The sequence below is a fragment of the Dietzia sp. 179-F 9C3 NHS genome, assembly GCF_045369825.1.
Lineage (GTDB): Bacteria > Actinomycetota > Actinomycetes > Mycobacteriales > Mycobacteriaceae > Dietzia.
In genome coordinates this window covers 16,650-42,339 of record NZ_JBIQES010000013.1, presented here as the reverse complement: position 1 = coordinate 42,339, position 25,690 = coordinate 16,650, and the positions used below count along the sequence as shown (strand labels likewise).

The 25,690-nt window shown below is 72.7% G+C and carries 29 protein-coding genes; 13 read left to right on the top strand and 16 right to left on the bottom strand.

The annotated features are described in order from the left end of the window. Nucleotides 1–48 precede the first annotated feature (48 nt). From ACH0BZ_RS13990 to ACH0BZ_RS13965, 6 genes are all read right to left on the bottom strand, one after another. Entirely contained in the window at nucleotides 49–1,284 is a 1,236-nt protein-coding gene (locus tag ACH0BZ_RS13990) for a glucose-1-phosphate adenylyltransferase family protein (protein ID WP_406899185.1), read from the bottom strand. Between the two features lie 98 nt (nucleotides 1,285–1,382). Then, nucleotides 1,383–2,261 (bottom strand): ABC transporter ATP-binding protein, encoded by an 879-nt coding sequence (locus ACH0BZ_RS13985; RefSeq protein WP_406899183.1) that lies wholly within the window; start codon nucleotides 2,259–2,261, stop codon nucleotides 1,383–1,385. 14 nt (nucleotides 2,262–2,275) lie between these two features. After that, nucleotides 2,276–3,319 carry an iron chelate uptake ABC transporter family permease subunit gene (locus tag ACH0BZ_RS13980; protein WP_406899182.1) on the bottom strand — a complete coding sequence of 348 codons (1,044 nt, stop codon included), beginning with the start codon at nucleotides 3,317–3,319 and terminating at the stop codon, nucleotides 2,276–2,278. Next, nucleotides 3,312–4,334 carry an iron chelate uptake ABC transporter family permease subunit gene (locus ACH0BZ_RS13975; protein WP_406899180.1) on the bottom strand — a complete coding sequence of 341 codons (1,023 nt, stop codon included), beginning with the start codon at nucleotides 4,332–4,334 and terminating at the stop codon, nucleotides 3,312–3,314. The genes ACH0BZ_RS13980 and ACH0BZ_RS13975 overlap by 8 nt, the downstream gene beginning before the upstream one ends. A gap of 13 nt (nucleotides 4,335–4,347) precedes the next feature. Further along, nucleotides 4,348–5,259 (bottom strand): siderophore ABC transporter substrate-binding protein, encoded by a 912-nt coding sequence (locus ACH0BZ_RS13970; protein WP_406899178.1) that lies wholly within the window; start codon nucleotides 5,257–5,259, stop codon nucleotides 4,348–4,350. Nucleotides 5,260–5,382: 123 nt separating this feature from the next. After that, nucleotides 5,383–5,529 carry a hypothetical protein gene (locus ACH0BZ_RS13965; RefSeq protein ID WP_406899177.1) on the bottom strand — a complete coding sequence of 49 codons (147 nt, stop codon included), beginning with the start codon at nucleotides 5,527–5,529 and terminating at the stop codon, nucleotides 5,383–5,385. Between the two features lie 57 nt (nucleotides 5,530–5,586). Between ACH0BZ_RS13965 and ACH0BZ_RS13960 the strand changes: the two genes are divergently transcribed. From ACH0BZ_RS13960 to ACH0BZ_RS13950, 3 genes are all read left to right on the top strand, one after another. Then, nucleotides 5,587–7,284 carry a fumarate hydratase gene (locus tag ACH0BZ_RS13960; RefSeq protein WP_406899175.1) on the top strand — a complete coding sequence of 566 codons (1,698 nt, stop codon included), beginning with the start codon at nucleotides 5,587–5,589 and terminating at the stop codon, nucleotides 7,282–7,284. A 190-nt stretch (nucleotides 7,285–7,474) separates the two neighbouring features. Beyond that, complete coding sequence (locus tag ACH0BZ_RS13955; RefSeq protein WP_406899174.1) at nucleotides 7,475–8,002, top strand: LGFP repeat-containing protein; 528 nt, start codon at nucleotides 7,475–7,477, stop codon at nucleotides 8,000–8,002. Between the two features lie 92 nt (nucleotides 8,003–8,094). Next, a complete protein-coding gene (locus ACH0BZ_RS13950) occupies nucleotides 8,095–9,273 on the top strand; it encodes a multidrug effflux MFS transporter (RefSeq protein ID WP_406899173.1) in 1,179 nt (392 codons plus the stop codon). Here ACH0BZ_RS13950 and ACH0BZ_RS13945 read toward each other — a convergent pair. Beyond that, on the bottom strand, nucleotides 9,248–9,952 hold the full coding sequence (locus tag ACH0BZ_RS13945; RefSeq protein ID WP_406899172.1) for a lysostaphin resistance A-like protein: 705 nt from the start codon (nucleotides 9,950–9,952) through the stop codon (nucleotides 9,248–9,250). The genes ACH0BZ_RS13950 and ACH0BZ_RS13945 overlap by 26 nt on opposite strands. A gap of 173 nt (nucleotides 9,953–10,125) precedes the next feature. On the opposite strand from ACH0BZ_RS13945, the gene ACH0BZ_RS13940 reads away from it, so the two are divergent. Beyond that, nucleotides 10,126–11,181, top strand: coding sequence for a DUF808 domain-containing protein (locus tag ACH0BZ_RS13940; RefSeq protein ID WP_406899171.1), 1,056 nt, complete (start codon nucleotides 10,126–10,128; stop codon nucleotides 11,179–11,181). Then, nucleotides 11,181–11,744 (top strand): DUF488 family protein, encoded by a 564-nt coding sequence (locus tag ACH0BZ_RS13935; protein WP_406899169.1) that lies wholly within the window; start codon nucleotides 11,181–11,183, stop codon nucleotides 11,742–11,744. Before ACH0BZ_RS13940 ends, ACH0BZ_RS13935 begins: the two co-directional genes overlap by 1 nt. Here the strand turns inward: ACH0BZ_RS13935 and ACH0BZ_RS13930 are convergent. Continuing rightward, nucleotides 11,687–12,274: a hypothetical protein gene (locus ACH0BZ_RS13930; protein WP_406899168.1), complete on the bottom strand. Its 588-nt coding sequence runs from the start codon at nucleotides 12,272–12,274 to the stop codon at nucleotides 11,687–11,689. The genes ACH0BZ_RS13935 and ACH0BZ_RS13930 overlap by 58 nt on opposite strands. Before the next feature lie 73 nt (nucleotides 12,275–12,347). On the opposite strand from ACH0BZ_RS13930, the gene ACH0BZ_RS13925 reads away from it, so the two are divergent. From ACH0BZ_RS13925 to ACH0BZ_RS13905, 5 genes are all read left to right on the top strand, one after another. Then, nucleotides 12,348–13,046 (top strand): CDP-alcohol phosphatidyltransferase family protein, encoded by a 699-nt coding sequence (locus tag ACH0BZ_RS13925; RefSeq protein ID WP_406899167.1) that lies wholly within the window; start codon nucleotides 12,348–12,350, stop codon nucleotides 13,044–13,046. Then, entirely contained in the window at nucleotides 13,043–13,747 is a 705-nt protein-coding gene (locus ACH0BZ_RS13920; RefSeq protein ID WP_406899166.1) for a lysophospholipid acyltransferase family protein, read from the top strand. The genes ACH0BZ_RS13925 and ACH0BZ_RS13920 overlap by 4 nt, the downstream gene beginning before the upstream one ends. Continuing rightward, nucleotides 13,744–14,733: a phosphatidate cytidylyltransferase gene (locus ACH0BZ_RS13915; RefSeq protein ID WP_406899165.1), complete on the top strand. Its 990-nt coding sequence runs from the start codon at nucleotides 13,744–13,746 to the stop codon at nucleotides 14,731–14,733. Before ACH0BZ_RS13920 ends, ACH0BZ_RS13915 begins: the two co-directional genes overlap by 4 nt. A gap of 35 nt (nucleotides 14,734–14,768) precedes the next feature. Further along, on the top strand, nucleotides 14,769–15,260 hold the full coding sequence (locus ACH0BZ_RS13910; RefSeq protein ID WP_406899164.1) for an FABP family protein: 492 nt from the start codon (nucleotides 14,769–14,771) through the stop codon (nucleotides 15,258–15,260). Between the two features lie 255 nt (nucleotides 15,261–15,515). Beyond that, on the top strand, nucleotides 15,516–15,794 hold the full coding sequence (locus ACH0BZ_RS13905; protein WP_406899163.1) for a Rho termination factor N-terminal domain-containing protein: 279 nt from the start codon (nucleotides 15,516–15,518) through the stop codon (nucleotides 15,792–15,794). A 15-nt stretch (nucleotides 15,795–15,809) separates the two neighbouring features. Here ACH0BZ_RS13905 and ACH0BZ_RS13900 read toward each other — a convergent pair whose 3' ends face one another. The 5 genes from ACH0BZ_RS13900 to ACH0BZ_RS13880 are packed head-to-tail and all read right to left on the bottom strand — an operon-like array spanning nucleotide 15,810 to nucleotide 20,288. Continuing rightward, nucleotides 15,810–16,688: an ABC transporter permease gene (locus ACH0BZ_RS13900; RefSeq protein WP_406899162.1), complete on the bottom strand. Its 879-nt coding sequence runs from the start codon at nucleotides 16,686–16,688 to the stop codon at nucleotides 15,810–15,812. Further along, the gene (locus ACH0BZ_RS13895) at nucleotides 16,689–17,876 is read right to left on the bottom strand and encodes an ABC transporter substrate-binding protein (protein WP_406899160.1); all 1,188 of its coding nucleotides are present in this window, start codon (nucleotides 17,874–17,876) and stop codon (nucleotides 16,689–16,691) included. Between the two features lie 11 nt (nucleotides 17,877–17,887). Continuing rightward, nucleotides 17,888–18,625, bottom strand: a complete 738-nt coding sequence (locus ACH0BZ_RS13890; protein ID WP_406899223.1) for an ABC transporter ATP-binding protein — start codon at nucleotides 18,623–18,625, stop codon at nucleotides 17,888–17,890. Nucleotides 18,626–18,630: 5 nt separating this feature from the next. Further along, nucleotides 18,631–19,749 (bottom strand): acyl-CoA dehydrogenase, encoded by a 1,119-nt coding sequence (locus tag ACH0BZ_RS13885; RefSeq protein WP_406899158.1) that lies wholly within the window; start codon nucleotides 19,747–19,749, stop codon nucleotides 18,631–18,633. Further along, entirely contained in the window at nucleotides 19,746–20,288 is a 543-nt protein-coding gene (locus tag ACH0BZ_RS13880) for a DUF4242 domain-containing protein (RefSeq protein ID WP_406899157.1), read from the bottom strand. The genes ACH0BZ_RS13885 and ACH0BZ_RS13880 overlap by 4 nt, the downstream gene beginning before the upstream one ends. Nucleotides 20,289–20,486: 198 nt before the next feature. On the opposite strand from ACH0BZ_RS13880, the gene ACH0BZ_RS13875 reads away from it, so the two are divergent. Both ACH0BZ_RS13875 and ACH0BZ_RS13870 read left to right on the top strand, forming a co-directional pair. Then, a complete protein-coding gene (locus ACH0BZ_RS13875) occupies nucleotides 20,487–21,173 on the top strand; it encodes a phosphate signaling complex PhoU family protein (protein ID WP_406899156.1) in 687 nt (228 codons plus the stop codon). 36 nt (nucleotides 21,174–21,209) lie between these two features. Continuing rightward, entirely contained in the window at nucleotides 21,210–21,410 is a 201-nt protein-coding gene (locus ACH0BZ_RS13870) for a hypothetical protein (RefSeq protein WP_406899155.1), read from the top strand. Here ACH0BZ_RS13870 and ACH0BZ_RS13865 read toward each other — a convergent pair. The 3 genes from ACH0BZ_RS13865 to ACH0BZ_RS13855 form a co-directional block, all read right to left on the bottom strand. Beyond that, nucleotides 21,407–22,189 (bottom strand): siderophore-interacting protein, encoded by a 783-nt coding sequence (locus tag ACH0BZ_RS13865; protein WP_406899153.1) that lies wholly within the window; start codon nucleotides 22,187–22,189, stop codon nucleotides 21,407–21,409. The two genes, ACH0BZ_RS13870 and ACH0BZ_RS13865, sit on opposite strands and share 4 nt — an antisense overlap. 62 nt (nucleotides 22,190–22,251) lie before the next feature. Beyond that, the gene (gene ilvD / locus ACH0BZ_RS13860) at nucleotides 22,252–23,979 is read right to left on the bottom strand and encodes a dihydroxy-acid dehydratase (RefSeq protein WP_406899151.1); all 1,728 of its coding nucleotides are present in this window, start codon (nucleotides 23,977–23,979) and stop codon (nucleotides 22,252–22,254) included. A 56-nt stretch (nucleotides 23,980–24,035) separates the two neighbouring features. Next, nucleotides 24,036–25,025 carry an LLM class oxidoreductase gene (locus tag ACH0BZ_RS13855; protein ID WP_406899150.1) on the bottom strand — a complete coding sequence of 330 codons (990 nt, stop codon included), beginning with the start codon at nucleotides 25,023–25,025 and terminating at the stop codon, nucleotides 24,036–24,038. A gap of 231 nt (nucleotides 25,026–25,256) precedes the next feature. Between ACH0BZ_RS13855 and ACH0BZ_RS13850 the strand changes: the two genes are divergently transcribed. After that, complete coding sequence (locus tag ACH0BZ_RS13850; RefSeq protein WP_406899149.1) at nucleotides 25,257–25,685, top strand: hypothetical protein; 429 nt, start codon at nucleotides 25,257–25,259, stop codon at nucleotides 25,683–25,685. Nucleotides 25,686–25,690: the final 5 nt, after the last annotated feature.

The following is a 25,690-nucleotide window of genomic DNA, read 5'->3' as shown; positions in this document are numbered from 1 at the left end:
CGAGCCTAGCGGCGGCCGCCCGGACGCGAGGTCCACGTCACCCGACGTTCAGACTCGGGGGTCCTCGTCGTCGTCCTCCGGGTGGATCTGCCCCGCGGCCAGAACGAAGCCGGCCGGCCGCTCACCCTCGTCGTCGCCCCCCATCAACGCCACCCGCGCGGTGCCCTCGGTGGCGCCGATCTGACGCTCCCCGATGCGCGCATCGGTGGGCACCACGACGCCGGAGTCCACGACCGCCGTCTCCACCCGCGCCCCCGCGCGCACCACGGCTCCGGGCAGGATCACGCTGTCGCGCACCCGCGCGCCGGCCTCGACGACGGCGCCGGGCCCCACGACCGAGTGCTCGACCGCACCGAGGACCGTCGCCCCGTGCCCGAGGAGCGAGTCCGTCACCTCGGCGTCGGCGCCGGTCCGGGCGGGTCCGCTGAACGACGACGCGGTGCGCAGCGGCCACCCCTCCACGTCCAGGCGGTGGGCGGGCTCGTCGCCGAGCAGGTCCATGTGGCCGGCCCAGAACGAGTTGATCGTGCCGACGTCGCGCCAGTAGCCGTCGTGCCGCCACTCGCGGGCGTGTCCGGCCGCCGTCATCGCCGGCAGGATGTTGTCGCCGATGTCGCCGAGGTCCGTGTCCCCGCCGCGCGTCTCCACCTCCCGCGCCGCCGCCTCGAGGTGGGCGATGAGGGCGGCGGTGGTAAAGGCGAAGATCTCCGCGCAGACGAGGTCCCCCTCGGGCTCGTCGGGCTTGTAGGCGTAGTCGAGCACGGCGCCGTCGTCGGCCACCCGGACCACGCCGTAGCGTCCGGCGTCCCCGGGCGCCACTCGCGTCGTCACCATGGTGACCTCGGCGAAGGAGTTCTGGTGCGCGCGCACGAGCTCGTCGTAGTCGAGCCGGTAGACGGCGTCCGCACTCACCACCACGGTGACCTCCGGAGCGGCCTCGCGCAGGACGTGGACCTGCTTCCACAGGGCGTCGGCGGTGCCGGTGTGGAAGCCGTCGCGGTCCGTGCCCTGCGAGGGGTGGAGGACGAGCAGGCCGCCGTCGAGCCGGTCGAGGTCCCACGGGCGGCCGCTGCGCAGGTGCGTCCCCAGGGAGACCGGATGGTACTGCTGCACCACCCACACGTCGCTGAAACCGGAGTTGGCGGCGTTGCTCAGCGCCACGTCGATGAGGTGGTACCCGGCGCCATACGGCACGGCGGGCTTGGCGCGGTCCCGGGTGAGGGCGCTGAGCCGGGAGCCGGCGCCCCCTGCCAGGATGATGGTGACGACGGAGACGGGTGCCATGACGCTCCTCGGAGAAGCGGACGGTCGGGAAACGAGAAGGCCACACTAACGGTGACCCGTCACCGACCGCGACCGATACGCGAGACGGTCGGCAGGTCTCAGGCGGAGAAGGCCACGGGCCCGGAGTCCGCGAGCTCGTCCTCGCCGTCGAAGTACAGAGCCACGTACCGGCCGGCGACTTCGGTGACCTGCATCTCCATGTCGTAGATCTCGCGCAGGACCTCAGTGCACATGATGTCGGCGGGCGCGCCGTCCGCCACGATCTCCCCGTGCTTCATCGCGAGGATCCGGTCCGAGTAGGCCGCTGCGATGTTGATGTCGTGGATCACCAGCACGATGGTCTTGCCGCGCTCGGCAGCGGTGCGGCGGAGCATCCGCATGATGGCGGTGGCGTGACGCAGGTCGAGGTTGTTGAGCGGCTCGTCGAGCAGGACATAGTCGGTGTCCTGGGCCAGGACCATGGCGATGTGGGCGCGCTGGCGCTGGCCGCCGGAGAGCTCGTCGAGGTGCCGCTCCGCGAGATCCTCGAGCTCCATTGCGGCCAGGGCGGCCTCCACGTGCTCGTGGTCCTCCGGCGTCGGGTAGCCGCCGTTGTGCGGGAAGCGGCCGAAGCCCACGAGCTCGCGCACGGTGAGGCGGATCGAGACCGCGTTGTCCTGCCGCAGCACGGCGAGCCGCCGGGCCAGCTCACGCCCGCCGCTGACGGCCACGTCCACGCCGTCGACGAGGACGCGCCCCGAGTCGGCCGACTGCAGGCGGCTCATCACGCCCAGCAGCGTGGACTTGCCGGCCCCGTTGGGGCCGATGAGCGAGGTGACGCCGCCCTGGGCGAAGCACGCGGTGACCTCGTCGAGCACCCGGGTGTCGCCGTAGGAGGCGCACACCTCCTGCGCCTCGATGCCGCAGCCGCGTGACCACTCCGCGCGGTCGGTGTCCGCGGCGCGGAGCGCGCGGCGGCGGAACGGGATGAGGGTCATGATGTGCCTCCCGGTCATCGGGTTCGGTTGGTCAGGAGCAGGAACAGAAAGAGCAGGCCACCGACGAACTCGATGACGATGCTCAGAGCGGACTCGACGCCGAGGGCGCGCAGGACCATCTCGCCGCCGGCGAGGGCGATCACGCCGAGCAGCGAGGCCACGGGCAGCGTGAAGCGGTGCAGGTTGGTGCCGAGCAGCGCATAGGCGGCGTTGGCCACGATGAGCCCGAAGAACATGACGGGGCCGATGAGCGCGGTCGAGGCCGAGACGAGGAAGGACACCACCACGAGCACGACGATGGTCATTCGCCGGTGGTCCACACCGAGCGCCACCGCCGGGTCGCGGCCCAGCAGCATCACGTCCAGACGCCGACCGAGGACGGCCACCACGACCAGTCCCCCGACGAGGACGACCGCGCAGGCGATGAGAACGTCGAGCTGGACGTTCCGGAAACTGGCGAACATGGCGTCCTGGACGAGCAGGTACGACGCCGGGTCGAGCAGCCGCTGGAAGAAGCTGGAGAACGAGCGGAAGAACACCCCGAACACCACGCCGACGAGCAGCAGCAGGTGGATGTCGGTCTTCCGCCCCCCGAGCAGCCACAGGTACAGCGACGTCGAGGCCACGACCATGATCGCGGTCTGCCCGAGGAAGGCGACCAGGCCCCCGCTGAGCAGGCTCGCGGCACCGGAGTCCGGCCGCGGGACGAGGAAGAACACCAACGCCGTCTGGATGAGCAGGAACATCGAGTCGAAGCCCATGAGCCCCGGCGTGAGGATCCGGTTGCCGGTGACGGTCTGGAACAGCACGGTCGACACACCCACGGCGGCCGAGACCAGCACGAGCGCCGCGGCGTGCCGCAGCATGCGCTCGAGCGAGTAGGTCCACGCCTTGGAGCCGACGCTGCCGGGAAGGCCGCTGAAGACGAGCAGGGCGACGGCCGCGACGGCGAGGACGGCGCACACGCCCAGCACGAGCATCCGGCGCCGGCGGTCGGATTCCGGGGGCGTGCTGGTGCTCCGGGGCGGGGATGTGGGAGCGACGGAGACGTCAGCCACGGCGCACCCCCCTGAGCATCATGGCGAGGAAGACCGCGCCTCCGAGGATTCCGACGATGGTGCCGACGGGAACCTCTCCCGCGCCGGGCCCGCCCGCGAGCAGGCCGGGCAACGAGCGGCCGACGATGTCGCAGACCAGCACTGTGACCGAGCCGAGGAGCGCGACCAACGGCAGGCCGCGGCGCGCGTCGTCGCCGACCAGGCGGGAGACGATGTTGGGCACGACGAGGCCGAGCAACGGCAGCGCCCCGACGGTGACGACGACGACGGCGGCAACCGCGGCGACGATGGCCATCCCGGCCGCGACCACCGTGCGGTGATCCAGGCCGAGGCCGGTCGCCACATCCTCTCCCAGTCCGGCGACGGTGAAGCGGTTCGCGGCGAGGTACGCCAGGACGCCGAGGACGGCGACCAGCCAGAGCAGCTCGTAGCGCCCCGCGAGCACGGCCGAGAAGTCGGCGAGCAACCAGGTGTTGAGCATCTGCAGCAGGTCCCGGGACAGCGCGAGGAAGGCGGCGACGGCGCCGATGACCGAACCGAGCATGATGCCGACGAGCGGCACGACGAACGAGTCGGAGACCGCGACGCGGCGGACGCAGGCGAGGAACAGCGCGGTCCCGGCGAGCGCGAACACCATCGCGACGAGCATCTTGACGACCAGCGGAGCACCCGGGGCCAGGATCGCGACCACGACCAGACCGAGTCCCGCGGACTCCACCGTGCCGGCCGTGGACGGTTCGACGAAGCGGTTGCGGGTGAGCAGCTGCATGAGCAGACCTGCAATGGCGAGTGAGGCCCCCGCGAGCGCCGCCGCCGCCGTACGGGGCAGGCGGGCCTCGACGAGGTACACCCGATGGGCCTCTGTGAGGCCGCCCGTGAGCACGTCCCAGGGCGTGATGTCGGCGGCGCCGACGAAGACGCTGGCGACCAGCGAGACGACGAGCGCGACCACGCCGAGGAGCGGCCACAGCGCGTGCTGCTGTGCCCGCTCCTCGCGCGTGATCGTGATGGTCACGGGTGACGTGTGGTCAGGAGATGGCGGAGTCGATCTCGTCGACCATGTCGCCGAGCACACCCAGTCCGCTACCGACGAGGTACCAGTTCTGGCCGTCGAGCATGTGGACGTTGCCGTTCGTGGCGGCCGCGGTCCGGTTGAAGACCGGGTTGTCGAGCAGCGCGGCCGCGGCCTCACCCTCGCTGCCGATCGCCGCGTCGCGGTCGATCACGAAGACGTGCTCGGGGTCGAGTTCAGCGATCTGCTCCCAGCTCATGGGCGCACCGTGTCGTCCCTCGGTGGGCACCTCGCCGGCAGGCTTCATGCCGAGTTCGTTGAAGATCAGGTCGAAGCGCGAGCCCGCACCGTAGACGGAGACCTTGCCTCCCGAGGTCATGATCACCAGGGCGGTGCCGGCATCAGCGGCCTTCTCCCTCGTCGCGGCGACCTTCTCGTCGATCTCCGCGAGCTCCTCCTCGGCCTTGTCCTGCGCCCCGAACAGCTCGGCGAGCTCCTCGACCTTGGCCCGGTTCGAGGCGACGGTGCCCGTGGTGGCGGCGTCGCCGGCGAGCACTGTCTCAGCGAGCTTGGCGAACTCGGACTCCATCTCCTGGGTCCGCGCGCCGTAGATGATCGCGTCGGGTCCCAGTTCGGCGATGACGTCCATCTTCGGCTCCTTGAGAGTCCCGACGTCCGTGTACTTCTCGTCGGCGTACGTCTCGAGCGCGGCCGGGAAGACACCCGACTTGGTCAGGCCGACAACCCGGTCCTCGAGGTCGAGCTCGTCGAGGGTGGCCGCCGCCGCGTGGCTGGTGAGCACGATCTTCGTCGGGCCCTCACCCTCGGCTCCGCCGGTCTGGGCGTCGGAGCCGCCGCACGCGGTGAGCGTGCCGGCGGCGAGAGTCAGGGCGCCGACGGCGGCGACGATCTTCGGGAAGCGGTTCACACGGACTCCTGTTGTTCTCGCAAGGTTAGGCTCACCTTAATTCGGCGGAACCCGTAAAGGCAAGCCGAGGCAAGCCTCCCCTAAGTGTGATCCGTCACATCGCGTGGTCGTGCGATCGTTCGCTCACGCGAGCAGGCCCACGGCGACGCACGTCAGGGCGAGCCACCGCCCGGAGAAGACGAGCCAGATCACGGTGAGCGGCGTGCGCAGCCCCACATCCTGCGCTCGCTCCCGCTCGACCGCGGGTGGTGCCCGGGCCCGACGACCCACGCGGTCGTACTAACCTGGGGGAACACCCGCCGGCGTACCCGTACAAGGAGCGACCCCATGCCCGAGTTCCGCTACGAGGACCTCCTCCCCCTCGGGGAGGACACCACCGAGTACCGACTGCTCACCAGGGAGGGCGTCTCCACGGTCGAGGGTCCGGGCGGCCGGACGTTCCTCTCGGTGGAGCCCGAGGCGATCCGCCTGCTCACCGAGACGGCGATGCACGACATCTCCCACTATCTCCGTAGAGATCACCTCGCGCAGGTCGCCAAGATCCTCGACGACCCGGAGGCCAGCGAGAACGACAAGTTCGTGGCGCTGGACCTGCTCAAGAACGCCAACATCGCCTCGGCCGGTGTCCTACCCATGTGCCAGGACACCGGCACCGCGATCATCAAGGGTTCGCGCGGCCAGCACGTGCTCACCGAGGGCCCGGACGAGGAGACGGTCTCGCGCGGCGTCTACGACGCGTTCACCAAGCTCAACCTGCGCTACTCGCAGAACGCGCCCATAACGATGTGGGAAGAGAAGAACACGGGTAACAACCTGCCCGCCCAGATCGAGATCGGTGCCGACACCACCCCCGGCAACGAGACCACCTACGAGTTCCTCTTCATGGCCAAGGGCGGCGGGTCGGCCAACAAGTCGTTCCTGTACCAGGAGACCAAGGCCATCCTCAATCCCGAGCGGATGATGCAGTTCATCGAGGAGAAGATCCGCTCGATCGGCACGGCCGCCTGCCCGCCGTACCACCTGGCGATCGTCGTGGGCGGCACCTCGGCCGAGCACTGCCTCAAGACCGCCAAGCTCGCCAGCGCCCACTACCTCGACGAGCTCCCCCGCGAGGGCGCGATCACCGGCCGCGGCTTCCGCGACGTCGAGCTCGAGGAGAAGGTCTTCGAGCTCACCCAGAAGATCGGCATCGGCGCCCAGTTCGGCGGCAAGTACTTCTGCCACGACGTTCGCGTGGTCCGCCTGCCCCGCCACGGCGCCTCGCTGCCGGTCGCCCTGGCCGTCTCCTGCTCGGCCGACCGCCAGGCCAAGGCCAAGATCACCCCGGAGGGCGTGTTCCTCGAGCAGCTCGAGTTCAACCCCGGCCAGTACCTGCCCGCCACCACCGACGCCGAGCTCGACGCCGCCACCGACGGAGTCTCGGGCACCGGCAAGGGCGCGGCCGTGAAGATCGACCTCACCAGGCCGATGCCGGAGATCCTCGCCGAGCTGAGCAAGCACCCCGTCAAGACGCGGCTCTCGCTCACCGGCCCGCTGGTCGTGGCCCGCGACATCGCGCACGCCAAGATCAAGGAGCGCCTCGACGCCGGCGAGGGTATGCCGCAGTACATGAAGGACCACCCCGTGTACTACGCCGGCCCGGCCAAGACCCCCGAGGGCATGCCCTCCGGCTCGTTCGGTCCCACCACCGCCGGCCGCATGGACTCCTACGTCGAGCAGTTCCAGGCCGCCGGCGGGTCCATGGTCATGCTCGCCAAGGGCAACCGATCCAAGCAGGTCACCGACGCGTGCGCCTCCCACGGCGGCTTCTACCTCGGCTCGATCGGCGGCCCCGCCGCGCGACTGGCCCAGGACTGCATCAAGCACGTCGAGGTGATCGAGTACGAGGAGCTCGGCATGGAGGCGGTGTGGAAGATCGATGTCGAGGACTTCCCGGCCTTCATCGTGGTGGACGACAAGGGTGAGGACTTCTTCGCCCACACCGGCGAGGTCACGCTGACCATCGGCAAGCGCCCCGGCCTCTGACCCGCCCAACCCACGCCCCGCCCGCCCACACCCCGAAATCGGCGACCCGGTCGCAGGGTCGGCGACGCCTCTGAGAGCTGCCGATCCGGCAGTGGAGTCGCCGATTTCCGGCCACGAGCTGGAGGCGGCCCGGAGGGGCGGGTCTAGAGTCGAACCACCGGATAAGCCCCGCCCGGAAGGAGCCCCGCTCATGCGCCGGAGAAGCCGGACACCACGCCCCCTCGCCTCGGCACCCGTCGCCGCGGCCGCCCTCGCCGTGGTCACGGCCGTGACCCTCACCGCCTGCGCGGCCGACGACGGGGAATCCGACCAGGGCGGGACCACGACCCCCGCGTCGTCGCCGGCCTCGGTGACCAGCTCGTCGGCGGTCCCGGGCCCCGACGGCGGCACAGTGGGACTCCCGGAGCCCGTCGCGGAGCGCTGGGCGGAGCTCGGCGGCGAGGCGGGCGATCTCGGCCGCGCCACCGGGCCCGCCACCGACGTCGCCGGCGGATCGGTGTCCGACTTCGAGCGGGGAACGATCGTCCTCACCCCGGCGGGCCGCGCGTTCGTCGTCCAGGGCGCGATCCTCGAGGCCTACCGCGAGGCCGGCGGGCCGGGGGGCGAACTGGGCTTCCCGACCTCGGACGAGACCACCACGGACGGCGGCTGGGTCTCCGCGTTCGAGAACGGCTCCATCGCCTACGTCGACGGCCGCCCAGTCGTCGAGACCCGCTGACCCCCACCTTGTCCGGCGACGGGCGGGAGCGCAGGGAAGGGTCCGCAGCCGGAGGGACGACCGGGTCCGGGACCGGGGCACCACCGGCGACGATGCTCGTGGCGCTCGCCCTCTGCGGGGCGATCGGGCCGTTCGCCACGGACACCTACCTGCCGGGCCTGCCGCTCATCGTGGGCGAGTTCGGCGTGTCCGCCTCGACCGCCCAGCTCACGCTCACCGCGTTCATGGTGGCCCTGGCCGTGGGCCAGCTCGTCATCGGTCCGCTCTCCGACCGGCTCGGGCGGCGGGGGCTGCTCGTCCTGGGGTCGGTGGGCACGGCGGCCGCGGCCGTGGTGTGCGCGCTCGCGCCGAGCATCTGGGTGCTGGTCGCCGGCCGCGTGGCCCAGGGCTTCTTCGGCGCCGCCGGGGTGGTGTTGGCCAAGGCCGTGGTCGTGGACGTGGGGCGCGGGGCCGGGGTGGCCAAGGCGTTCGCCTCGCTCATGGCCATCCAGTCGATCGCGCCGGTCGTCGCCCCGCTCGTGGGCGGCGTGGTGGTGCCCTTCGGGGGCTGGCGGACGGTGTTCTGGGTGCTCGCGGCCCTCTCGGCCGTCACGGCGGCGGCCGTGTGGGCGGCGGTTCCGGAGTCGCTCCCGGTGGACGCGCGCCGGGTTGGCGGCCTGCGCTCGACCCTGGCGGACATGCGCCACGTGGGCACGCACGCGCCATTTCTGGCCCGGCTGGCCGTCTTCGTGTTCACCTTCGGCGTCCTGTTCGCCTACATCTCGGCGAGCCCGTTCGTCTACCAGGACATGGTGGGGCTCTCCCCGTCCGCGTACGCCGTGGCGTTCACGGTCAACGCCCTCGGCATCCTCGGGGCCAACCTCGCGGGCGCCCGGCTCGTGGGTCGGTTCAGCCCGGAGCGGGTCATGGCCGCCGGCGTGGGCGGCACGGTGGTGGCGATCGCGGCGCTCGCCGTCGTCGTGGCACTATCCCCCGCCGGCACCCTGCACCTGACGCCGGTCACGGTCGTCTTTGTCCTGCTCACCTCGTCCATCGGGCTGGTCATGCCCAACTCCGCGGCGCTGGCGATGCAGCAGACCCGGGGGCGGTCCGGGTCCGGCTCGGCGTTGCTGGGGGCGGCGCAGTTCGCGCTCGCAGCGCTGGTCTCGCCGCTCACCGGCGTCTCCGGCCCGCACTCGGCACTACCGCTGCTGGTGGTGACCGCGTCGTGCGCCGCGGTCGTGGTGGTGGCGGCGAGGGCGGTGCTCAGCCGGCCAGTGCCCGCCACGTGAGGGCGGCGGCCAGCGCACCGACGGCGTTGAACGCCCAGTGCAGCCCGATGGGCGCGAGCAGGCTGCGGCTACGGCGGCGGATCCAGATGAACCCCGCGCCGGCCACCGAGGTGGCGGCCACCGCGAGCCCGATCCCCGCCAACTGGCCGCCGAGCCCCGTGCCAAGGAGCGCCGAGAGGCCGGCGTTGCCCGCGGTGAGTCCCAGCGACGAGGTGACGTGCCACAGGCCGAAGGCCAGCGAGCCCACGACGAACACCCCGACGGTGCCGAAGACCCGCTCCAGCGCGCCCTGGAGGACGCCGCGGAACGCCAGCTCCTCCGGCAGGACCGTCTGCAGCGGGATGAGCACCAGCGCGGAGAACGCGGCGAGCCGCAGGTCCGAGTAGCGCTCGGAGAGGAAGTAGTGGTTCGTGGCGGGGATGAGGCACCCGGCGGTCACCACGGCCGCCACGGCGACGGTCGCGGCGAGCCCGTAGGCGAGGCCGCGGGGCATGTGGCGCGCCGCGAGTCCGAGTTCGGACCAGTGCATACCGCGCGCCTTGACCACCACGAATTCCCGGAAGGGCAGGCCGGCGAGGTTGGCGACCAGGTTGACGGCGACGAGCGTGCCGAGCACCGCCACGACCCGCACCACTCCCCGGGTGCGGAGGCGGTGCGTGGGCGACGGGGGCGTACTCATCGCCCCGACGATACCCCGCGAGGCCTCCAAACCGGGGGTATGGTGTGGGTCGCCCCGGGGTGCCGCTGGTCCGCACCGGGGTCGCCTCGCTGCGGTGGGTCCTCGACGCCGTCGACCGCTGAGCGGCGCTACCCTGTGACGGGTCACGCCCTACTCACCCCAGTGAGGTTCCCATGGCCGGTGGTCTCGCAGCGCTCCTCGACGACGTCGCAGTACTGGCGCGGATGGCCGCGGCGAGCGCGGACGACGTGGCCGCGGCCGCGGGCCGCGCGAGCGTCAAGGCCGCCGGGGTGGTGGTCGACGACACCGCGGTGACCCCGCAGTACGTCCGCGACGTCGAACCGTCCCGCGAGTTGCCGATCATCCGCAAGATCGCGATCGGTTCCCTCGGCAACAAGGCGATCATCATCGTGTTCGCCCTGCTGCTCAGCCAGTTCATCCCCTGGCTGCTCACGCCGATCCTCATGTGCGGCGGCCTCTACCTCTGCTACGAGGGCGCCGAGAAGGTGTGGGAACGCGTCTCCGGGCACCATCACGAGGCGGACACCCCGGTCCTCCAGCAGGGCGAGGACGCAGAGCGCAAGCTCGTCCGCGGGGCGATCACCACCGACTTCATCCTCAGCGCCGAGATCATGGTGATCTCGCTCAACGAGGTCGCCACGGAGGCCCTCTGGTCCCGCGCGGCGATCCTCGTGTTGGTGGGGATCGGGATCACGATCCTCGTCTACGGCGTGGTCGCGATCATCGTGAAGATGGATGACGTCGGGATGTACCTGGCCGGCAAGGACTCCCCCGGGCTCCAGAAGTTCGGCGGCGGGCTGATCAGGGCCATGCCCACGGTGCTCGACGTGATCTCGTTCGTCGGCATGCTGGCCATGCTGTGGGTGGGCGGCCACATCCTGCTGGTGGGCCTCGACGAGCTCGGGGTGACCGGCCCGTACCACATCGTCCACGTGATCGCCGACCCCGTCGCGCAGGTCGCGGGCGTGGGTGCCGTCCTGGGCTGGCTCGTGAGCACGGTGTGCGCGCTGCTCTTCGGCCTGGCGGTGGGGGCCGTCGTGGTCGCGGTGATGCACGTGATCCCGCGGCGGAAGAAGGACGACGACGAGGCCGCGGATGCCGGGGCCGGCGAGCGCCGCGGGCACGCCCCGCGTGGCGCGGCGGGCACCCGCGACCACGGCCCGGAAGCCTCGGCCCCGCCCCGGGACGGGGCCGGGCCGGAGCGGTAGTGCTCCTCACCGTGGGGCACGGCACGCTGGGCCGGGACGAGCTGGCCCGGCTCCTCACCGACGCGGGCGTCGAGTTGCTCGTGGACATCCGGCGCTTCCCCGGCAGCCGGGCCAACCCCGCGGCCGCCAGGGGTTCCGTCCCCGACCTCACCGCCGACGCGGGCATCGACTACCGCTGGGAGGAGGAACTCGGCGGGCGACGGACGCTCACCGCCACCGACCGGGAAGCCTCCCCCGACACCTGGTGGCGCGTCGAGGCGTTCCGCGCGTACTGCGCGTGGACCCGAGACCCGCGGTTCCGGGAGGCGCTCGGGCGCGTGGTGGGCGACGCGCGGGCACGGCGCACGGCGGTGATGTGCTCCGAGTCGGTGTGGTGGCGCTGCCACCGGCGGATCGTGGCCGACGTCGTGGTGGCCGAGCACGGCCTGGCGGTGGGCCACCTCATGCACGACGGTCGGGTCACCGACCACGCCCCCAGCGAGGGGATCCGGCTCGACGACGCCGGTCACCCCGTCTGGGACGGCGACTCCTCGCGCCCGACGGTCCGGAAGAACCACAGGTAGAAGCCGGTCCACGCCAGCGCGTGCGCGGCCGGGGCGAGCCGGTCGATCGACCGCGGCACGAGCCGGCGTCCCACCGCCATCGACCCGGCCGTGCCAGCCGTGACCAGCAGGAACCGCGCCATCCGCGCCGGGACGGACCAGGCGAGAAAGCCGCCGAGCGGCATGCCGTGCAACCCCGACGAGCGGGCGTAGATCTTGTACGGCACGCCCCGGGTGGGGCCCTCCATGAGCGTGCGGTGGCCGTCGCGCGCCAGGTCCGCCTCCACCTTCCGCACCATGGTCGGGGAAATGGCCGGGAGCGCGGCCAGCGCCCGGGCGCTGCTGTCCGCGGGGATCCGCGCACCCCACCGGTGGGTGACGACTCCGCCCGCGAGCGCCCCCGCGAGGGCGCTGACGGTGGTGGCGGCGCCGCGGCGCGGCGACCGCAGCACCACGCGGCTGATCCACACGTCGGGCACCACCACGAAGAACGTCGCCTCCGCGGCACCCCAGGCCGCCGCCACCAGGTGATCGGTCCTCGCGCTCGTCACCGGGGTCACGCTACCGGCCCCGCGGCCGACCGTGTGGCCCCACCGCTGGCGCCACCGGACTACGGTCGACGGCGTGAACCAGCATGGCGCCTCCGGCACCGACCGCCGGGAGATCCCCCAGCGCACCACGACGTGGGCGACGCGGGCCGCGGACGTCCTCGAGCGGGTGGGGGCCACCCCCAACCTGATCTCGGTGGGCAGCGTGGTCGTCGCCGTCGTCGCCGCCGCGGCCCTGGTCGCCTCCGCCGACGCCTCCGACGCCGCGCGGGCGGGCCTGCTCGTGCTGGCCGCGGTGTGCCTCCCGCTGCGGCTGCTCATGAACATGCTCGACGGCATGCTCGCGGTGGAGAAGGGCATGCACTCCCCCGTCGGCGACCTCTACAACGAGGTCCCCGACAGGTTCTCCGACGTCGCGGTGCTCGCCGCCGCCGGCTACGCCACCGCCGGCGCGTGGACGGGCGCGGGGCACGACCTCGGGGTGGCCCTGGGCTGGACCGCCGCGGTGCTCGCCGTGCTCACCGCGTATGCTCGCGCCCTCGGGGCGGCCGGCGGGGTCGGCCAGGTCTTCGCCGGCCCCATGGCCAAGCCGCGACGGATGTGGGTCGTGGTGGCCGCCTGCGCGGTATCGCTCCTCGAGCCGGCCCTGGGGATGCCGCGCGGCTGGGTGTTCGTGGCCACCCTCGCCGTCGTCGCCCTGGGTTCCGCCGTCACCACCGCCGTGCGTCTCCGCGTGATCGCGCGGGACCTCACCGCCCGGGCGGCCGGATCGTGAGCGGCCCGCTCACGGCCGCGGTGCGGACGGCCCTCGCGGCCGGGTTCACCACCGTCACCGGCGCCCGGCCCGTCCTCACCTCCGGCGGCTCGGTCCGGGACCTGCCCGACCAGGCCGTCTACTACGCCAACCACTCCAGCCACCTGGACTTCGCGACCCTCTGGGCCGTCCTTCCCGGGCGCCTCCGCGACCGGGTCCGCCCCGTGGCCGCGCGCGACTACTGGTCGTCGGGGATCCGCCGGCTCCTCGCCGAGGGACTATTCAACGCCCACCTCGTGGACCGGACCGGCTCCGGCGGCGGGCGGGCGCACGCGGGCGGGGCGCCGTCGGACCAGCTCGCCGGGATGACCGCCGTACTCGACGCCGGCGACTCGCTCATCATCTTCCCCGAGGGCACCCGCGGCACCGGCGAGACTCTCGCCCCGTTCCAGAGCGGCCTGTACCACCTGGCCCGGCACGACCCGGCCATCCCGGTGATCCCGGTGACCCTGGGCAACCTGGGCCGCATCCTGCCCAAGGGCGAACTCGTCCCGGTGCCGCACCTGTCCAGCGTCACCTTCCACGAGCCGATCGCCGTGGCCCCCGGCGAATCCAAGGCCGAGTTCCTCGAGCGGGCCCGGCAGGTCCTACTCGCGGGCACGACCACCGGGGCCCCGGTCGCCGACGCCGCCGACGCCGACGACGAGGGGGACGCGACGTGATCGGCCTGCTCGATCGCGAGGCGGGACTGCTCCTCGCCGGCGTCGTGGGCGTGCTGGTCGTGGCCAGCGCGGTGACGGCGGTCCTGTTCCGCGTCCTGGACCGCGAGCGGCACGACGAGCTGCTCGTGAACCTCGCCCAGCGCGTGGCCGCCTGGTGGGCGATGATCGCTCTCGTCGTGGGTGCCCTCGCCCTCGGCGAGACGGCGGTCGTCCTGGTCTTTCTCGCCGTGGCACTGCTGGGGCTCCGCGAGTTCGTCACCATCTCCCCTACCACCCGCCGCGACCACCGGACGCTGGTCTGGCTGTTCTTCATCATCCCGCCCCTGCAGTTCTGGTTCGTGTGGGAGCACTGGTACGGGATGTTCTCGGTCTTCATCCCCGTCTATGCGTTCCTCTTCCTGCCCACCCGCAACGCGCTCACCGGCGAGACCCGCGACTTCCTGCGCCGCAGCGCCGTGATCCAGTGGTCGCTCATGGTGTGCGTGTACGCGGTGAGCCACGTGCCCGCCGTGCTCAACCTGCCCACCGCCATGGAGCACGGGCGCGAGTTCGCCGAGTACGCGCCCGCCGGCTCCGGCGGCGCCGAGGGCGCCAAGCTGCTGCTCTTCCTGGTGATCGTGGTACAGGGCTCGGACGTGCTCCAGTACATCTGGGGCAAGACCCTCGGCCGCCACCCCGTCGCCCCCACGGTGAGCCCCAACAAGACGTGGGAGGGCTTTGTCGGCGGCGTCCTGTCCGCCACCGCGCTCGGCACCGCCCTGTGGTGGGTCACCCCGTTCGCACCGTGGCAGGCCGCCGCCCTGTCGCTGGTGTCCTGCCTCATGGGCTTCGCCGGCGGGCTCGTCATGAGCTCCATCAAGCGGGACCGCGGCATCAAGGACTTCGGTGCGATCCTGCCCGGCCACGGCGGGATCATGGACCGGGTCGACTCCCTCGTCTTTGCCGCCCCCGTCTTCTTCCACCTCATCCGGTTCTTCTTCACCTGACCGCCCCCGGACCGCTCTCGCCTAGGCTCGGCGGCATGAGCCTCGCCCCGAACCTCGCCCCCGTCTCCTCCCTCCTCGGCACCTGGCGCGGAGAGGGCTCCGGCCACTACCCGACGATCGACGACTTCTCCTACACCGAGGAGGTCACCTTCACCGACGTCGGCAAACCCTTCCTGCTCTACGTCCAGCGCACCTGGGGGTCCGACGGCTCGCCCATGCACACCGAGACCGGCTACCTGCGTGTCGTGGGCCCCGACGCGGTGGAGTTCGTCCTCTCCCAGCCCACCGGGCAGGCCGAACTCGCCGAGGGCACGCTCACCGCCGAGGGCGACACCCTGGTACTCGAGCTCGAGGCCCGGGTGCTCAACACCGCCACCGCCAAGCACGTCGAGAACACCCGGCGGACCTACCGGCTCGCCGGCGACACCTTGACCACGGCGTTCGACATGGCCGCCGTCGGGCAGGAGATGACCCGGCACCTGGACTCGCGGATGCGGCGGGCCCGACGGGCCGGGGCACGGACGTGAGCGGGCCGGGCGTGCGGCAGATCGACGACGCGAGCTACCACTCCGCCGGCGCGTGGCCTGAGCTCTTCGGGCTCGAGGTGGATCCGCGCAGCGCTGCTCCGGCACGCCGACCGGGTCGGCTCACCGCCGACCGCGTTCGGCGAGTACTCGTCCGGCTGGGTGTGCGGTGGCCGGCCGGTCGATCCGCCGCCAGGATGGCCCGAGGACACCCCCTGACCGGGGAGCACACCGAACCGACCGCACCGAGGAGGACCCATGGCCGGAAAGAAGCGCGAGGATCCGGGACCCAGCGTCAAGGACGACGAGGTCTACGAGGCGCTGCGCCGCGACGGCGCGAGTAAGGAGAAGGCCGCCCGGATCGCCAACGCATCCGCCGAGCGCTCGCGCTCGGAGGTCGGTCGCGCGGGCGGCTCGTCGGGGGCCTACGAGGAGTGGACCGTGGACGAGCTCCGCGAGAGGGCGCGCGAGATCGGGATCGAGGGTCGGTCCGACATGACCAAGGACGAGCTCATCGACGCGCTGCGCGAGCACTGACGGCGCGGCTCCGGCTCAGCGGCGGGCGCCGCCCCGCAGGAGCAGTCGCGAGAGCGCGTCGAGCGCGAACCCCAGGATGCCGATGACCAGGATGACCGCCATCACCTGGTCGTAGGCGAGTTGGTCGCGGGCGTTGAGGATCTGGTAGCCGAGCCCCGAGCGGACGCCGAGCATCTCGGCGGGAACGAGCACGATCCACGCCGTGCCCAGCGCGAGCCGGATGCCGCCGAGGATCGACGGCCGGACCGCGGGGATCACCACGGAGACGAGGCGCTCCCGGCCGGTGGCCCCCATCGATCGCGCCACGTCGAGGTAGCCCGGGTCCATGGCGTGGACCCCGGCGGAGGTCGAGAGCATGACCGGCCACACCGCGGCGGCGGCCACGAGGAAGATCACCGGCTCGTGGCCGATCCCGAACACGGCCACCGCCACCGGCGCCCACGACAGAGGCGAGATCATCCGCAGGAACTGCACGAGTGGGCCGGCGACCGCTTCGGCACCGCGCCGCAGCCCGAGCCACAGCCCGAGCGGTACGCCGAGCAGGGCCGCCACGGCGAGCCCCGCGACCAGGCGATACAGGCTCACCGCGGCGTCGGGCAGGAGCACGCCGCGGTCGAGCAGCGCGAGCAGGCCCTCCCACGTCCGCAGCGGTGCCATGCCGCCGAGCACCGGGTCGTCGGTGACGAGCGGCGAGGTGAGCAGTGCCCAGATGGCGAGCCCGAGCAGCAGCCCCAGCAGGCCGGCGGCCCAGCGGCCGAGGGCCCTGGAGCCGGGGCCGCGCGCGCCGCGCCGGGCGCGCCGGCCGGACAGGTCGTCCGCGGGATCGGTCACGACCGGGTCGGCGGGGTCCGGGTGGCCGGTCTCCGGGTCCGGGGTGGCGGTGGTGCGGGTCATCTAGATCAGCCGTTCGTGTCGGGTGAGCGAGGCGGGGAGTCCGAGCGCGGCGGGCCCGCCGTGGCGGGCGATGGCGGTGCGGACGAAGCGGTCGTCGACGAGATCGGCGTGGACCGACGACGGGTCGAGCCCGTCGAGGAATCCGGCCTCGCCGTCGACCACGGTCTGCCGCATCTGCCGGACGAGTTCCGAGGTGAAACTCGGGAACGGATACGGGTGGAAGTCGATCCGCGGCCGCGGCGGCCCCCCGTCGGGGTCGTCCGCGGTGCCGGTCATGGCCACCTCGACCGCCTTGGGCGGCTGGGGCAGGTAGCCCCGGCCCGAGAGGAGCGCGGCCGCCGCTGACCGGTCGGCGCGGATCCCGAGCTGAGCGGCCACTCCGGCGTCGACGAGGGCCTGCGCCGTATCGGGCCGGCTCTCGGCCAGGTCGGCGTGCAGGACGGTGACGCAGCAGGCGTGGTCGCGCCACACCTCGTCCAAGAGCATGTGCAACCGGCCCACGCCCCGGGCCACGGCGCCGGCGTTGAAGGGGTCGGCGACGGTGAACGCCGAGATGGAGCCCGTGGCCAGTGCGGGGATCATGTCCGCCGGGCCCATGACGACGAGCTCGACGGTCCCCTCGGCCCGGCTGGGTGCACGGCGCACGACCGGGGTCAGTCCGTGGGCGCGCAGGACGCGCTGGAGCAGCATGTTGTGGATGGACCACCAACCGGGGATCGCCACCTGCGTCCCGGCGAGCTGGGCGACCTCGGTGACGTGTGGCGCGACGGTGATCGCGCCGCCGCCGGTGTGGTTCCAACTCACCACCCGGACGTCGGCGCCCACGACGTGCCGCAGCTGGATCGCCGACGGCATGAGCAGGTGGATGAGGTCCACCTGGCGGGTGAGGAACGCCTCCATGAGCGAGGCCCAGGAACGGAACAGGACGGGGCGCCCCACGAGCAGCCGTCGCTGCTCGTATAGTCCGTCGCCGTGCGCCACGAGCAGGGGCGCAGCGTCGGTGATGGGCAGGTAGCCGATCCGTAGCTCCTCGGTGGCCACGCCCCGCGGCGCGGTAGCCGCGGAGAGGAGCGACCCGAGGGCACCCGCGCCGCCCAGGGCGCCGGCCCCCACGGCCAGGGCTCCCCCGGCGCGGAGCAGGGAACGGCGGGACAGGGCGAGGCGGTGGCCCCGGAGATCATCGGTCATCGTCGGCGGACTCAGGCCGTCCGGTAGGCGTCGAGGAGGCGGGCGCGCAGCTCCGGGTCGGGGTCCGAGGTGCCGTGGGAGGGGTTCTCCCACTCGGCCTCGACCCGACCCGAGGAACCGAGCAGCGCGATCCGGGATCCCACTACGAGCGCCTCGTCCACGTCGTGCGTCACCATCACCGTGGTCACGCCGAGCTCGGCGGTCACGCCCACCAACCACCGCTGGGAATCGGCGCGGGTGACGGGGTCGAGCGCGCTGAACGGCTCGTCGAGCAGCAGGATCTCCGGCCGGGTGGCCGCCGCGCGCACCACGGCGACGCGCTGGGCCTGGCCGCCCGAGATCTCGTCCGGGCGGGCGTCGGCGAGGTCGGCGATCCCGAAGTGGGCCAGCAGCTCGTCCACGTGCGAGGTGTCGACCCGGCCCCGCAGCGAACGGAAGCGGCCGCCGAGGGCTACGTTCTCGCGCACGGTGAGCCACGGGTAGAGCAGCGGCTTCTGGAAGACCACGGCGTACGAGTGCCCGCGGTCCCCGCCGGGAGCCGCCGAGCCCACGCGCAGGCTGCCGCCCGCGGGCTCGTCGAGGCCGGCGAGGAGGCGGAGCAGCGTGGACTTGCCCACGCCGGACGGGCCGAGGAGCACCAGCGACTCCCCCGCGCGGACAGTCAGCTCGAGGTCGTCGAACAGCGGGCGCCCGCCGGGAAGCCGGTGACGCAGACCGGTGACCTCGACGGCCACTGGCCGCTCGAGCACCGCGGTCACGCCACGATCCCGAGCCGGTCGAGCTCCCACTTGAGCTGGGACTGCGAGGGCGACTGGACGGGCAGGAACGCGGCCTCGCGCATGCGGCGGTTGGCCGGGGCCCCCTGCGCGTAGCCCATGCCGCCGCAGAGGACGGCCTCCAGCCGGGTGGCTGCGGGGCCGATCTCCGCGCCGTCAAGACGCAGCAGGAGCAGGTCCGCGAGCGCCGCCCCGGTGGGGTCGGCCGCGAGGCGGTGCAGCTCGGAGTGCATGTGGTCGTGGCGGCCGACGAGCGCGGCGTGTTCGTCGGCGTAGAAGGCGCCGAGTCCCTCGAGCCGGCCGGCCGACTCGGTGAGGGACCGCGCGGCGATCCCCGAGCAGAACGAGGCCTGGAGGATGAGGAACTGCGGGCGCACGCCGGAGAGGAACTCCGGCAGGTCCTCGCCGAGCACCTGCTCGTGCGGGACCACGACGCCGTCCAGACCGACCATCGTGGACGCCGTCGCGTTGAGGGCGAGCAGGTCCGGCGCGGTGCGGATCTCCACGCCCGGCGCGGACGCGGCAAAGGTGAGGACGAGGCTGCGCCCGTCCTCGGTGTTGGCGGCGAGCACGATCTGGCTGTCCGGGTAGACGTTGGACGCCCACGCGATCGGTCCGTCGAGCCGGTACCCGCCCGCGACCGGGGTCGCCGTGATCGGGACCGGGCCGAGGCCGACGGCCTGGCGCTGGGCGGCGGCCATACCGGTCACGCCGGGACGCCGGCCGTCCGCGACCGCCCGGTAGCTCTCCATGGCGGCGTCGGAGCGGTCCGCGGCGTGCCGGAGGTAGGCGGCGGTCATGCGCTGCGCCCAGGCGCCGAAGGCCACGGACAGGCTCTCGGTGGCCACGGCCTCGAGGACCGTGGCCGCGACCGCGACGGGGGTGCGGTCCACGTCGAAGAGGCTGAGGTCGGCGAGGGCCGCGATGTCCTCGCGCAGGTCGGCGTTGCCACGGTCGATCGCGGAGGCACGACCGGCGACCGCGTCGATCACCGCGACGAGCTCGGCGGCGTCGAGCCCGCCGAGGTCGCCGGAGACGAGCCGGGCGCGGGCCGCGCCGAGGTCGGCGGTGAGGGTGGGTGCCGTGGGCGTGCTCATGCCAGCTCGTGCAGACGCGAGATGGGGGTGGACACGATCTCCCGGGCGCGGACGACGGCGTCCGTGTCGGGGGCGTTGTAGAAGCACAGGCACTTGTCCGTGTCCTCACGGACGTAGGTGCGCAGGAAGGAGACCTCCGGGATCTCGGCGTACTTGGGGGACTTCTCCTTCTTCCGCGTGAGGTAGGTGTCCATGTCGATCTCGGCGGGGATGTCCCACTCGACGAGGTAGCCGGCCTCCGGGCGGGCGGCCTTGATGGTCTCGAGGTCGGTGCCCACCAGGCGGACCTGGGCGGGCTCGGTGACCTCGGCGGCGCCGATCGACGCGGCGTCGAGCGACGGGGCCTCGGTGGCGCAGGCGCCGTTCGGGCCATCGGCGATCTCGACGATGGTGAACACGCGCGCCGCACCCTTGGTGACCTGGGTCTCGATGACCTCGGTGCCGGCGGCGGTCAGGGCCGAGGCGATGGCGTCGACGAGGGCCGAGGGGTCGGACTGCTGCTCCTGGGAGGGGGTGGTCTCGTACAGGAAGAGGGTCATCTGTGGTCCTTTCACGAGCGATAGACGGCCCCACCCTAGGCCAGAACAGACCGATCTGTCTATTCCGGGCAGTGGGAGCGCGACCCCCGCACCACCAGAGTCGTGACATGCCCCGTCCCACCCCCTCCCGGCGTCGCGGGGATGAACAGCCGGGAAACGATGGCTCAGGCGCCCCGTGGACCTGACTACGATGACGCCATGCGCACTGTGTTCCGTTCCAAGTTGGACGAATTCGCCCGTGACCTCTCCCGCTTCTGCGAGCTCGATCGCCGGATCTTCGACACGGCCACCACTGCCCTCCTCAGCGCCGACGAGGTCGCCGCGAACGAGGCGATCGACGCCCTGACCGAGGTCGAGGAGCTCCGCGAATCCTGCGAAGCCGTCGCCTTCGAGATGCTCCTGCTCGAGGCCCCCGTGGCCGGCGACCTGCGCCAGGTGGTCTCCGGCATCTACATCGTCGAGCACTTCACCCGTATGGCCACCCTCGCCGGGCACGTCGCGCGCCGCGCGCGACTTCGTCACCCCGACCCGGCCGTCCCCGAGGCCCTGGTCCCCACCGTCCGCGAGATGGCCGAGCGCGGGGCCGACCTGGCCGCGAAGCTGCAGCAGGTCCTCGCCGAGGAGGACGTCGACCTCGCCTTGTCCCTGCACCACGACGACGACGCCGTCGACGACCTCCACGCCTCCCTCATGCGGCAGCTCTCAGCCAAGGACTGGCCGCACGGGTCCGTCGCCGCCGTCGACCTGGCCCTGCTCGCCCGGTACTACGAGCGCTTCGCCGACCACACCGTGAGCGTGGCCAACCGGATCGTCTACCTCGTCACCGGCCAGAAGCCCGCCGACGGTGTCCTCCACGAGCCCGAGGACGGCAGTATCGTCGAGTAACCCCTCGCGGCACTCAAGCGCTTCGGCCATCCAGACGTGATCGCCGGACTGCTCGCCATCTGCGCGGGTGAACGGTCCGGTTACCTCAACGTCGGCCGCCTACTCCCCGCCGGGACCGCGGCACTGCTCGCCTCGCTCTACCTGTCCGGCCCCGGTTGCGCCGCGCTCGTCCTGGCCGTGGACCGGGGGGCCGGACCGGACGGAGTCCGCGCGGTGTGGCATCCCGGCGCGACCTAGGCCGCGCCGCCGGCGGCCTCCTCGGCCTCGACCTGCGCCATGAACGCGCGCTTGCTCGCCTGCCAGTCGTCCTCGGTGAGGCCCGTGCGCCAGTAGCCGGAAATCGAGACCTGCGCCCGCGGGATGCCGCGGTCCCGGAACAGGAAGCGCCGGAGATCCCTGATCATGTCGGCGTTGCCGTGGACGAACGCGCGGAGGCCGTCGGGATCCCACGGTCGCTGCTGGACCGCGTCGGCCAGTGCGAGGCCGGGGTGCCGGCCCGCCCGGTGGATCCAGTGCACCGTGGTGCGCTCGGTGACGGGAAGGGCGATCTCCGCGCCGGGGCCCTCGACCTCCACGAAGACCTCGGCTGCGGCGTCGGCGGGCAGCCGGTCGAGCGCGGCGGCGATCGCGGGCACGGCGGACTCGTCGCCCACCAGCAGGTGCAGGTCGGCATCCGGATCGGGCGCCCAGGCGCCGCCGGGGCCTCGAAAGGCGATCTCGTCGCCGGGCCGCGCGGTCGCGGCCCACGGGCCCGCGAGGCCGGTGTCGCCGTGGACCACGAAGTCCACCGTCATCTCCCCGCGCTCGCGGTCCAACGCCCGGATCGTGTACGTGCGGGTGGCGTCGCCGAAGATGATTTTGATGTAGTGGTCGGTGAACGCCAGGTCGGGCAGCGCCGCCAGGTCGTCGCCCTCGAAGACCAGTCGGACCATGGCCGACGAGAGCCACTCACTCCGCGCGACACGCGCCCGCTTCGGCGGCCCACCCCGCCGCCCCGCGGCCTGCTTCTCCGACATCGACACCCCTTCCGGTTAGGTTATGCATACCTTACCTGAATCGGTGTGGGCGCCGCGTGGCGTCACCGGCAGACCGCGCCCTCCGACGCCGACCGCACCAGCTTGGAGTACTTGCCCAGGACTCCACGGGTGTAGCGGGCCGGTAGCGGCTCCCAACCCTCGCGCCGGGACGCGAGCTCGCCTGCGTCGACGAGCAGGTCGAGCGTCCCCCGCGACACGTCGAGGCGGATCCGGTCGCCGTCGCGGACATAGGCGATGGGCCCGCCGTCGACGGCCTCGGGGGCGATGTGTCCCACGCACAGCCCGGTGGTGCCACCGGAGAACCGCCCGTCGGTCATGAGCAGGACGTCCTTGCCCAGGCCGGCGCCCTTGATGGCGCCGGTGATCGCGAGCATCTCGCGCATGCCCGGACCACCCTTGGGCCCCTCGTAGCGGATCACCACCACGTCGCCGGCGGTGATCGTGCCGTCCTCGAGGGCGTCCATCGCCGCACGCTCCCGCTCGAAGACGCGGGCGGTGCCCTCGAAGACCTCGGAGTCGAACCCGGCCGACTTGACCACTGCGCCCTCCGGAGCGAGGGAGCCGTGGAGGATCGTGATGCCGCCGGTGGGGTGGATCGGCGCGTCGAGCGCGCGCAGCACCGCGCCGTCGGGGTCCGGCGGCGCGACGTCGGCGAGGTTCTCCGCCACGGTGCGGCCGGTAACGGTGAGGCAGTCGCCGTGCAGCAGGCCGGCGTCCAGCAGCGCCTTCATGACCACCGGGACCCCGCCGATCCGGTCCACGTCGGTCATCACGTGGGCGCCGAACGGCTTGACATCGGCCAGGTGCGGGACGCGGGCGCCGATCCGGGCGAAGTCGTCCAGCGTGAGCTCCACCTCCGCCTCGTTCGCGATGGCCAGCAGGTGGAGCACGGCATTGGTGGACCCACCGAAGGCCATGACGACGGCGATGGCGTTCTCGAAGGCCTCCCGGGTCATGATGTCGCGCGCGGTGATCCCGCGACGCAGCATCTGCACCACGGCCTCGCCGCTGGCGCGGGCGTACCCGTCGCGGCGGCGGTCCGGAGCCGGCGGGGCCGCGCTCCCCGGCAGGGACATGCCCAGGGCCTCGGCGGCGCTCGCCATGGTGTTGGCGGTGTACATGCCGCCGCACGCGCCCTCGCCGGGACAGATGGCCCGCTCGATGGCGTCCACGTCCTCGCGGCTCATGAGCCCGCGCGAGCAGGCGCCCACGGCCTCGAACGCGTCGATGATCGTCACCTCGCGCTCCGAGCCGTCGGAGAGCTTCGCCTGCCCCGGCAGCGTGCTACCGGCGTAGAGGAAGACCGCCGCGAGGTCGAGCCGCGCGGCCGCCATGAGCATCCCCGGCAGCGACTTGTCGCAGCCGGCGAGCAGCACCGAGCCGTCGAGCCGCTCGGCACTCATCACGGTCTCCACGCTATCGGCGATCACCTCGCGCGAGACCAGCGAGAAGTGCATGCCCTCGTGGCCCATCGAGATGCCGTCCGAGACGGAGATCGTGCCGAACTCCAGCGGGTAACCGCCACCGGAGTGGACGCCCTCCTTGACGGCCTTGGCCAGCCGGTCCAGTGAGAGGTTGCACGGGGTGATCTCGTTCCATGAGGAGGCCACGCCGATCTGCGGCTTGACCCAGTCGTCGTCTCCCATCCCCACCGCGCGCAGCATGCCGCGCGCCGCGGCCCGCTCCAGGCCGTCGGTGACGTCGCGGCTGCGGGGCTTGATGTCGGCGCCCTCGGCGGCGGTCGGGTCCGGGTTCGTCTGCTCCGTCATGTCGCCCAGCCTAGGGCCGGAACCCGCCCGGCGCTCGCCCGCGGCCCCGCCTCACCTCACCCCGCCGGGAAATGCGGCACGACGTGCTCGGCCAGTTCGTCGATCACCTCGTCCACGGACCGCGTCCGGCTCGCCGGGCCGAGGACGACGTGGTCGACCCCGATGCCCTCGAGCTCACGCAGGTGCGCGACGAGCCTCCGGCGCCCGATCCGGAACCCGAAGGTCAGCGGCGACGCCTCCTCGTGGGGGTCCTCCGCGAGGTCGACGCGCAGGGACTGGGCGAAGGGCTTGCGGGCCTCCACAGTCCCGGACGTCTCGGCGACGAGGCCACGCCACTGCGCGACGGCGCGGCGCTGAGCCGTGAACTCCCGCGGGTAGGTGAGCCAGGCGTCGCCGTGCTCGGCGTTGTAGCGCATGCTCTGCTGGCTCGAGCCGGTGATGACCAGCGGGACGGACGACGCGGTGGGCTTGGGCACCACGTCGGCGCTGTGCATCCACCCACCGGACCAGCGCACGCCGCGCATCTCCGTGGTGAGGGCGTGGCGCAGCACCGACAGGTGTTCCCGGAACCGCTCACCACGCTCCCCCTGTTCCAGCCCAAAGGCCCGGAACTCCTCGGGCCGGTCGCCCGACGCCACGCCCAGCAGGAACCGGCCGCCGCAGATCCTGTCGAGGCTCGCCGCGGACTTGGCCACGTGCAGTGGATGACGCACCGGCAGGACGACGGCCGCCGTACCGAGGGCGATCCGGTTGGTGTGCGCGGCGACGTGGGTGAGGAACACCCACGGGTCGTACACCTGGCCCACGTCGCCGAAGGAGGGCACGCGCAGCGGGATGTCGCGCGCCCACAGCGCGGCGATCCCGCCCTCCTCGGCCGCCCGCGCGAGCGCGACCTGTCGTCCCGGGTCCACGTCCGGTGACAGCCCGCCGCCCGCCCCGAGCGGAAACGCCAGCCCGAGGGTCAGTCTCCCCTCGGCGAACGTCCGCGCGTATCCGGGCAGCAGTCGGGGGTCGGCGTCGGAGCGCTCGCACGGGCCGGGTGTCATACCGGCCAGGGTTCCACAGCGAGGACCGCCGTCACGAGTCCGAGTGACAGAGGCGCAGCCGGTCCGCGACCGACATCACCGGCGGGCCGAGGCCGACGATCCGGCCGGCCGCGACGCCCGACGCGCGCCGCCGGTTCCCGCCCGCGCCGGTTCTCCCCAGGCCGTGGGCGCCCTCCACAGATCGCCGGTTACCCCTGGTCCGGCCCCGACCGGCGACCGAGACTCGAGGACATGAGATTCGACGAACTTCCCGACGACATCAACGACCTGCCGCTGGACGACCCCGCGCTCGCCGCCGGCGTAATCGATCTCTGCCTGGGGTACGGCGACCGGCTCGCGGACTCCCTGCTCGTCCTCCCCTGCGACGAGCGCGGTGTGTCCCTGCGCATGCCGGTCGTGGTGGCGGGTGTGCCCTGGGACGCTGATGCCGCGGGACGACGACGAGGGACCGGGTTCCTCACCGAGGTCCCTCTGCCTGGAGTCGTCGTCGCCCTCTCCTCGGCCGACCGGTTGCGCCCGACGATCGTCGAGCGGTGGCGGCGCACCCTCGAGCGCCGACTCGAGGCCTGCGGCACGACGCTCGTCGCGTTAGGCGTGGCCGACGCCCGGACCGACACGGTCGAGATCGTCGGCGGCCTCGCCGGGGCCGCGGCCGCGTGAGCCGC